Source organism: Streptomyces sp. SBT349 (assembly GCF_001083795.1).
Classification (GTDB): domain Bacteria; phylum Actinomycetota; class Actinomycetes; order Streptomycetales; family Streptomycetaceae; genus Streptomyces.
Map to the genome: position 1 here is coordinate 1 of NZ_LAVK01000328.1, position 8,266 is coordinate 8,266.

Annotated in this window: 6 protein-coding genes; 3 read left to right on the top strand and 3 right to left on the bottom strand. The window is 73.7% G+C overall.

Features of this window, described 5'->3' with window-relative positions; translation table 11 throughout:
• Nucleotides 1-68: 68 nt before the first annotated feature.
• Nucleotides 69-320, top strand: coding sequence for a hypothetical protein (locus tag ADY01_RS28835; protein ID WP_159001478.1), 252 nt, complete (start codon nucleotides 69-71; stop codon nucleotides 318-320).
• On the opposite strand, the gene ADY01_RS28840 is transcribed toward ADY01_RS28835, so the two are convergent.
• The gene (locus tag ADY01_RS28840) at nucleotides 266-1,918 is read right to left on the bottom strand and encodes a DNA repair helicase XPB (RefSeq protein ID WP_234320451.1); all 1,653 of its coding nucleotides are present in this window, start codon (nucleotides 1,916-1,918) and stop codon (nucleotides 266-268) included. The two genes, ADY01_RS28835 and ADY01_RS28840, sit on opposite strands and share 55 nt — an antisense overlap.
• A 158-nt stretch (nucleotides 1,919-2,076) precedes the next feature.
• On the bottom strand, nucleotides 2,077-3,003 hold the full coding sequence (locus tag ADY01_RS28845) for an aminoglycoside phosphotransferase family protein (protein ID WP_063784395.1): 927 nt from the start codon (nucleotides 3,001-3,003) through the stop codon (nucleotides 2,077-2,079).
• A gap of 189 nt (nucleotides 3,004-3,192) precedes the next feature.
• Here ADY01_RS28845 and argS point away from each other — a divergent pair, with 189 nt between their 5' ends.
• On the top strand, nucleotides 3,193-4,974 hold the full coding sequence (gene argS, locus ADY01_RS28850; protein WP_107081859.1) for an arginine--tRNA ligase: 1,782 nt from the start codon (nucleotides 3,193-3,195) through the stop codon (nucleotides 4,972-4,974).
• Between the two features lie 19 nt (nucleotides 4,975-4,993).
• Here the strand turns inward: argS and ADY01_RS28855 are convergent, their stop codons facing one another.
• A complete protein-coding gene (locus ADY01_RS28855) occupies nucleotides 4,994-7,381 on the bottom strand; it encodes a helicase-associated domain-containing protein (RefSeq protein WP_049579358.1) in 2,388 nt (795 codons plus the stop codon).
• 212 nt (nucleotides 7,382-7,593) lie between these two features.
• Here ADY01_RS28855 and ADY01_RS28860 point away from each other — a divergent pair.
• A partial coding sequence (locus ADY01_RS28860; RefSeq protein WP_049579360.1) for a helix-turn-helix domain-containing protein occupies nucleotides 7,594-8,266 on the top strand: 673 nt, incomplete at its 3' end.

An 8,266-nucleotide genomic window follows, 5' to 3' on the forward strand; every position in this document is an offset into this window, starting at 1 on the left:
GGGCATGGGCGGGGGCTTCCGTCCGTGGAGCGATGCCGCGGGCGGCGCCGGGGGGCACGCTGGAGGGCATGAGTACAGCGACCGTTCACAGCGCCGGAAGCGCCGCCGGAGCCGCCGGGGCCTCGCACCATCTGCTGGGGGGCGCGCTGCGCGCCGCACGCGCCGTCCGTGTCGTGGTCGGGGCCGTCTTCGACGTGGTCATCCTCGGGCGCGCCGACGCGGAGGCTCCGGAGGCTCCCGGGGCGGCTCGGGCGGCGGCGCCGCGCTACGCGTCCTCGGCGTCGCCCGTCACCAGCTCGCTCGCGTCCACGATGCGGTAGGCGTAACCCTGCTCCGCCAGGAACCGCTGCCGGTGCGCCGCGAAGTCCTGGTCGACCGTGTCCCGCGCCACCACCGAGTAGAAACGGGCCTCGTGCCCGTCGGCCTTCGGCCGCAGCACCCGGCCGAGCCGCTGCGCCTCCTCCTGGCGCGAGCCGAACGTTCCCGAGACCTGGATGGCGACGGTCGCCTCCGGCAGGTCGATCGAGAAGTTCGCCACCTTGGACACCACGAGCACCGGCACCTCGCCGGCCCGGAACGCGTTGAACAGCTTCTCCCGCTGGGTGTTGGTCGTCTCGCCCTTGATGACGGGCGCGTTCAGCCGTTCACCCAGCTCGTCGAGCTGATCGATGTACTGGCCGATGACCAGCGTCTGTTCCCCCATGTGGCGGCGGACCAGCGTCTCGGTCACCCGCCGCTTGGAGTCCGTGGTGGCGCAGAATCGGTAACGGTCCTCCGGCTCCGCCATCGCGTACGCCAGCCGCTCGGAGTCGGTCAGATCCACCCGCACCTCCACGCAGTCCGCGGGCGCGATGTACCCCTGGGCCTCGATCTCCTTCCACGGCGCGTCGAACCGCTTGGGCCCGATGAGCGAGAACACGTCCGACTCGCGGCCGTCCTCGCGGACCAGCGTCGCGGTCAGGCCGAGGCGGCGCCGCGCCTGGAGGTCGGCGGTGAACTTGAAGACCGGCGCGGGCAGCAGGTGCACCTCGTCGTAGATGATCAGCCCCCAGTCCCGCGAGTCGAACAGCTCCAGATGCGCGTACACGCCCTTGCGGCGCGTCGTGAGGACCTGGTACGTCGCGATGGTGACCGGGCGGATCTCCTTGCGGGTGCCGCTGTACTCGCCGATCTCCTCCTCGGTCAGCGACGTGCGGCGCACCAGCTCGGACTTCCACTGGCGGGCCGAGACCGTGTTGGTGACCAGGATCAGCGTGGTGGAACGCGCCTGCGCCATCGCGCCCGCGCCGACCAGCGTCTTGCCCGCGCCGCAGGGCAGCACGACGACCCCGGAGCCGCCGTGCCAGAAGCCGGAGATCGCCTGCTCCTGGTAGGGGCGCAGGTGCCAGTCGTCCTGGCGCAGCTCGATGGGGTGGGCCTCGCCGTCCACATAGCCCGCGAGGTCCTCGGCGGGCCAGCCGAGCCGGAGCAGCGCCTGCTTGATCTGCCCGCGCTCCGAGGGGTGGACGACGACCGTGTCCGGGTCGATGCGCGCGCCGACCAGCGGCTTGATGCGCTTGGACCGCAGCACCTCTTCGAGCACCGGCAGGTCCGTGGCCTGGAGGACGAGCCCGTGGGCGGGGTGCTTGACCAGGGAGAGGCGGCCGTAACGGGACATGGTCTCGGCCACATCGACCAGCAGCGACTGCGGCACGGGGTAACGGGAGAAGTTGACGAGGGCGTCCACCACCTGCTCCGCGTCATGCCCGGCGGCCCGCGCGTTCCACAGGCCGAGCGGGGTCACGCGGTAGGTGTGGATGTGCTCCGGCGCACGCTCCAGTTCGGCGAACGGCGCGATCGCCCGGCGGCAGTCCTCGGCCTGTTCGTGATCGACTTCGAGCAGCAGCGTCTTGTCGCTCTGCACGATCAAGCAGGACACACGCACCTCCGTGATGGGATCGTCTGCCATCCAGTGAAGCACCCGCCGTGGTCACGCCCCCCGGGCCGACCCCTGCCGGTCAGCGTGCCGCTGATGCGCGCCGCTGTCCATGGCCCGATGCCGGGGCATGGTGTCCCGCCTCGGCGGCCCCCTCCCGGTCAGCGGTGGGTGAGGAGGGTCTCGGCGATCGAGACCTGGTCGGGGGTGATCTCGGTGAGGCCGTCCTCGATCGCCCACAGGCCGTTCTGGAGGACGCGGGCGAGGGTCCAGCCCTTGGCGCGGGCGCGGTCCAGGGCGAGGACCTCGGTCATCAGGTCGAAGCGGCGGAGGGTCTCGGCCGGGTCGAAGCGGTTGTCCAGGGCGGGGAGCAGGTCGAAGCCGACGTCGCCGACCAGCGGCTTGGGGTCGATCGCCAGCCACGGCTCCCGCCGGTCGCCGTCGGGGAGCGGGGCGAGGACGTTCTCGTAGTGCAGGTCCCAGTGGAGCAGGCGGTCGCCCGGCTCGCCCACCAGCTCGCGGGTGGCGGCGGCGCAGTCGGCCAGCAGGCGGCGCTGGTCGTCCCGGGCCAGGGAGGGGAGGGCGCCGGGGACCTGGGCGAGCATGGCGGAGGCGATGTCGCCCAGGTTCCGCCGCAGCTCGGGCGGGGGTGGGGTGGTGACCAGGCGGGCCATCAGCCCGGTCAGCAGCTCGGCCGCCTCGAACGAGTCGGGCACGTCGTTCAGCGAGCGCTCCGCGTCCAGCCACTCCAGCAGCATCGAGCACGTCCCGGGGTCGAACTCCAGCAGCCGCACCGCGCCGCGCCCGTCGTGGGCGCGCAGGGCCAGCGGCTCCGCCTCGTTCTCCTCCTCGTGTGGCTGGAGCTTCAGTGCGGCCCTGCCGCCGTCGGCCCGCAGCACCGGCAGGACGAGGGCGGCCATGCCGTGCCATCCGGGGCCCGTCGGGCGCAGCTCCCAGGCGTCGAGCATCCGCTCGGCGAGCGCGGGCAGCGCCTCGATCCAGGCGCCGCCCGCCTCACCGTTGAACCGCACGTGGTAACCGGCCAGTTCGGGTGGGACCGTGATCATGTCCGACCTCCGGCCGGTCATCCTAGGCGAACGGGCCGGTCAGGGCTGGTCGGGGCCGGCCAGAGCCGGACGCGTCGATCCGGTCGAGGGCGGGCTCCGCCCGGCGGGGCCCCGGGGAACAGGTGCAACGGCCCATGGCCGGAGCTGGCATGCTGGGTCGTGGCCCCACCGCACAGGCGGGGCCTGGATCTGTGGAGGATGCAAGCGACCATGGCGGAACGGGTGCGGTCCCTGGCCGACGATGTGGAAGCGGCGGTTTCGGCGGCGATGGCCGGGGCTCTGCCGGCCGAAGTGGCGTCCGAGGACCCGCTGGTGCGACGCTCCGACCACGCGGACTTCCAGTCGAACGTGGCTCTCTCCCTCGCCAAGCGGCTGGGGCGCCCCCCGCGCGACGTCGCGAACGAGCTGCGCGACGGGCTCACCGGCGCCGACGGGCTGGCCCGGGTCGAGGTCTCGGGGCCGGGCTTCCTCAACATCTCCCTCGCCGACGCCGCCCTCCTCGGCCGCATGGCCGACCGCTTCGCCGACCCCAGGCTCGGCGTCGCCGAGTCGGCGGCGGGCGAGACCGCCGTCATCGACTACTCCGCGCCGAACGTCGCCAAGGAGATGCACGTCGGCCATCTGCGGTCCACGCTGATCGGCGACGCGCTCACCCGGGTGCTCACCTTCCTCGGCGCCCGCACCGTCCGGCAGAACCACGTCGGCGACTGGGGCACGCAGTTCGGCATGCTCATCCAGTACCTCTTCGAGCACCCCGAGGCCGCCTGGCGGCGGAAGGACCTCGACCCGGACGAGACCGCGGGCACCGTCTCCGCGCTCGACGCGCTCTACCGCACCGCCCGCCAGGCGTTCGACGCCGACCCGGGTTTCAAGGAGCGGGCGCAGCGCCGCGTGGTCGCGCTCCAGGCCGGGGACGAGGAGACCGTCTCGGCGTGGCGCGAGATCGTGGCCGAGTCGGAGGAGGCGTTCCAGCAGATCTACGAGCGGCTGGGCGTGCTGCTGACCCCGGACGACATCAAGGGCGAGTCGTTCTACAACCCGTGGCTCAACGACGTCGTGGACGAGCTGACGGAGAAGGGCGTCCTGGAGGACAGCAACGGCGCCAAGGTCGTCTTCTTCGACGACATCCGCGGCCCCGAGGACAAGCCCGTCCCGATGCTGGTGCGCAAGAGCGACGGCGGCTTCGGCTACGCGGCGACCGACCTGGCGACCATCAGGTACAGCATCCAGGAGCTGGGCGGGACGCGGCTGGTCTACATCGTGGACGCCCGCCAGTCGCAGCACTTCCAGATGGTCTTCCGCGCCGCGCGCAGGGCCGGGTGGCTCACCGACGACATCGAGGCCGTCCACGCCGCGAACGGCACGATCAACGGCCCCGACGGCAGGCCGTTCAAGACCCGTTCCGGCGGCACCGTGCGGCTGGCCGACCTCCTGGACGAGGCGCTGGAGCGGGCGCGCGAGGTGGTCGCGGAGAAGGACCCCGACCTGGGCCCGGACGAGCTGGACCACATCGCGCACCTGGCGAGCGTGGGCGCGGTGAAGTACGCGGAGCTGTCGACGTCCAGGACCAAGGACTACTCGTTCGACGTCACCCGCATGGTCAGCTTCAACGGCCAGACCGGCGTCTACCTCCAGTACACGCACACGCGCATCGCCTCGATCCTGCGGAGGGCCGCGGAGACGGGCGCGGGGCTGGGGCGGTTCGACGCGGGGCTGGCGCTCGAACCGGCGGAGCGCGCCCTGGCGCTGGCGCTGGACGAGTTCGGCGCGGTGCTCGACGCGGTGGCGGAGGCGCTGGAGCCGCATCAGCTCGCGGGGTATCTCTACGTGCTGGCGCGGGCGTTCACCGGGTTCTACGAGTCGTGTCCGGTGCTCCGCAGCGACGTGCCGCAGGACGTGCGGGCGAACCGGCTGGCGTTCTGCGAGCTGACCCGGGCGACCCTCGCCCAGGGCCTCCACCTCCTGGGGATCGCCGCGCCCGAGCGCATGTGAGATGTCCGGGTGCCGCGCACTAGGTCTGGTCGAGGTACGCGGTGCCGGTGATGCGGTGGAGGGGGTAGGTCCGCACCTCGTCCGCCGTGTGGTCGAAGGCGGTGACGAAGCCCCCCTCGACGCGGACGGGGGCCAGGATCCGCTGGGCCGCGAGGCCGTCGGCGCCGACATAGCCGATCCTGACCAGGCCGCCAGCGCGGACCGCGCCCTGGAGGGTGGTGAGGGTGTCGAGCGTGGAGGTGCGGGGCGGGGGGCCCGCGGGGTCGGGAACGCGCCCCACCGGCGTCCTGGGCGCGGCGGTCGAGGCGTGGTCGCCGGCGCGAATGGCGCGCACGGCGGCGGCCAGCAGCGAGTCGTCGGCGGCCGGTGGCGCGTCGGGCGCGGGCTCGGGCGCCGTGCGCGCCGGGGTGCGGTGGGGCTGGGAGCGGAGCGTGACGACCGCGCCGTCCTCGGCCTCGGCCGCCGGCGCGAAGCCGAACTCGCGCAGCCGCTCCAGCAGCGTGTCCGGTGGCGCGCCCGAGACCACGACGCTGGGCGCGATCCGCCGCAACCGCAGCCCCACGGCGCGGCGGTCGGCGACGACCTGGGTCAGCAGCGACTCGTCGTCGCAGAGCAGATAGCTGGCCGCCACCCCGACGCGGAGCCTGCCGTACCGGCGGGCCACGTCGTCCACCAGGTAGGTGAGCGGCTGCGGCACCGGCGTGCGCGAGCGCGCGGCCAGGAAGTCGTGCAGCTCGGTCGCCGACCAGCCCGCGTCCAGCGCCCGGCGCACCGAGTCGGGCGTGAACCGGTAGACCGTGGCCCCGCCGCGCGACTCGATGTCGGCGGCCACGGCCATGGCCTGCCGCAGCTCGCGCCGCAGGGGCCCCGGGGCGACGGCGGTCAGGTCGGCCTGGAGCAGGAAGTGGTCCAGCGGCTCGGGGAGGGGGGGCGCCAGCAGCGCGGCGGCCTCCTCGGGCGAGGGAGCCTCGGCCAGCAGGGGCCTGGCGAACGAGGCGAGCGCGCCGCGCCCGGTGACGCCGATCCGCTCGGCCTCGGCCAGCGCGGTGCGGCACATCTCGCCGCGCGCCTCGTCGGTCAGGCGGCGCGGCATCTCCCAGCGCAACCGCTCCAGCACGGTCACCGGCTCCGGCGCGTGGCCGGGGGCCAGCTCGCCGAGGAGACGCAGGGTGGTCCGCCTGACCCCGGCGACCGGGCCGCGGTCGAGGCCGGGCCCGAGGGCGGCCAGCAGGCGGCCCTTGCCGTCGCGGCTGCCCACCAGGCCGGACACGCGGGTGGCGGCGAGCCAGGCGGTGGCGAGCCGCAGCCAGCGCCGTTCGGTCGGCAGGCTCAGCCAGTCGTCGTAGGCGGGGGTGGGCGCGTACCGCTCGTCGGCCTCGCCGTCCGCGGCCAGCAGCCCGGCGGCGAAGGCGAGTTCGAGCCAGAAGGCCGCCTCGGGCTCCGGCACGTCGAGGGTGACGGCGGCGCGTTTCAGCTCGCGCACACCCAGGCCGCCCGCCCGCAGCACCGCGGGGGTCTCCGTCTCCCAGGCGGTCAGCAGCTCCTCGATGACGGTGATCGAGGCATAGGCGGCGCCCGCCGCGGCGGCGTCCGCGAGGAGCGGGGCGTGCTCCGCCCGGAGGGCGAGCTCCGGCGCGCGCGCCTTGAGCTCGCGGTGGGCACGCCCGCCGCGCAGGTGGAGCGCGACCTCGCGGGGCAGCACCACGGTGCCGGGCCCCGTCGGCATCAGCAGGCCCCGGTCCAGCAGCCATCGCAGGTGCGGGCCCGGCTGGGCGGAGACCTCGCCGTAGGGCGGGCCCCAGGTGAGCCGGTCCAGCGCGTCGAGGGCCCCGGGCGGGGCGTGGTCGAGCAGCGCGCCTAGGCGCGGCTGGTCGGAGAACAGGGCGGCGAGTGCCGACAGCGCGCTCACCGTGTCGTGCGTGGGCGGCAGCCCCGCGTGGGTCAGGACGTCCTGCATGCGGCTGGGGGACATGCCCGCCGCGGTCTCGGCCAGCGAGGGCCCGAGCCCGGTGGAGCTGGGGCGCGCGGCGGTGGGGGCGAGGAGCTCCTGCGCGGTGCGCACCAGGCGCATGGCGTCCGGCCTGCCCCAGAGCAGGGCGCGGGAGCGCAGGGTTGCCACGGCCTCCGGCAGCCGGTCGGTGCCGCCGGGGAGCAGCGCGGCGAGGCCGGGGAACGCGCACGGCTGGGGCGCGACGGCGAGTGCCTCGGCCACCTGGAGCGTGAACGTGTCGAGTCGTTCGAGCGCGCGCAGGACCGAGGCGCGGGTCCCGGCGCGGGTGGCGAGCTGGGAGAGATCGCCGGGCAGCGGCGACAGCAGGTCGGCCCTGGTGCGCAGCAGCCCGGCCAGCTCCGCGTCGGAGCGCGACCGCAACTCGTCGGCGAGGGTACGGGGGCCGGTGCTGGTCATCCGCTCAACGGTAGCGGCAGGGAGTGAGGGAGCGCACGGGGCACCGGGGCTCCGGTCCGTCCTGTTTCCCCGAATGCCGCCATCCGTCCCGTGATCTTGGTGCATTGTTGCTCCGCGGCAACTGTGGGGGTGCGGTGTTGCGTAGGCGAGTGGACTCAAGGGGTGAGGGAGCGGCAGACTCGGGGCCAGCCGACGGAAGGATCACACACACGATGCCGCCGAGGGAGAATCCGACCGCTCGACAGGCGCGTCTTGGCGCGGAGCTGAGAAAGCTGCGGGAGCGGGCGGGCCGGACGGCCCGGGAAGCCGCGGGGATGCTCGGAACGGACCAGGGCAAGATCAGCCACATAGAGTCCGGCCGGATCGGCGTCAGCGAGGAGCGCATCAGGAAGCTGGCCACGTTCTACTCCTGCACCGACCAGGCGCTGCTCGACGCGCTGTGCGCCATCGCCAGGGAGCACCGGGGGCAGTTCTGGTGGGACGAGTACCGGGGCATCATTGCCCCGGGGCCGATCAATGTGGCGGAGCTGGAACACCATCTGGTCGACATGCAGATTCTCCAGACCGTGGCCGTTCCCGGCCTGCTCCAGATCGAGGAGTACACCCGGGCGCTGTTCCACGGGGGCGTCGCGGAGCTCTCGAAGGAGGAGATCGAGACCCGCACCGAGTTCCGGATGCGGCGGAAGGTTGTCCTCGAACGGGACGACCCGCCGCCGTTCGACGTCTACCTGCACGAGGCCGCGCTGCGCATGCGGTTCGGCGGGCGGCAGGTGGTGCGGCGGCAGCTGGAGTACCTGATGGAGGTCTCGGAGCGGCCCACCATCTCGGTCTGGGTGATCCCCTTCACCAACGAGTACTTCTTCGAGGCCATCCAGCCGGTGCTGT

What these genes read in the sequence shown, in the direction of transcription:
- ADY01_RS28845 (WP_063784395.1), bottom strand. Translation starts at nt 3,003, where the DNA reads ATGACCGGCCGGAGGTCGGACATGATCACGGTCCCACCCGAACTGGCC.
- ADY01_RS28835 (WP_159001478.1), top strand. Translation starts at nt 69, where the DNA reads ATGAGTACAGCGACCGTTCACAGCGCCGGAAGCGCCGCCGGAGCCGCC.
- ADY01_RS28855 (WP_049579358.1), bottom strand. Translation starts at nt 7,381, where the DNA reads ATGACCAGCACCGGCCCCCGTACCCTCGCCGACGAGTTGCGGTCGCGC.
- argS (WP_107081859.1), top strand. Translation starts at nt 3,193, where the DNA reads ATGGCGGAACGGGTGCGGTCCCTGGCCGACGATGTGGAAGCGGCGGTT.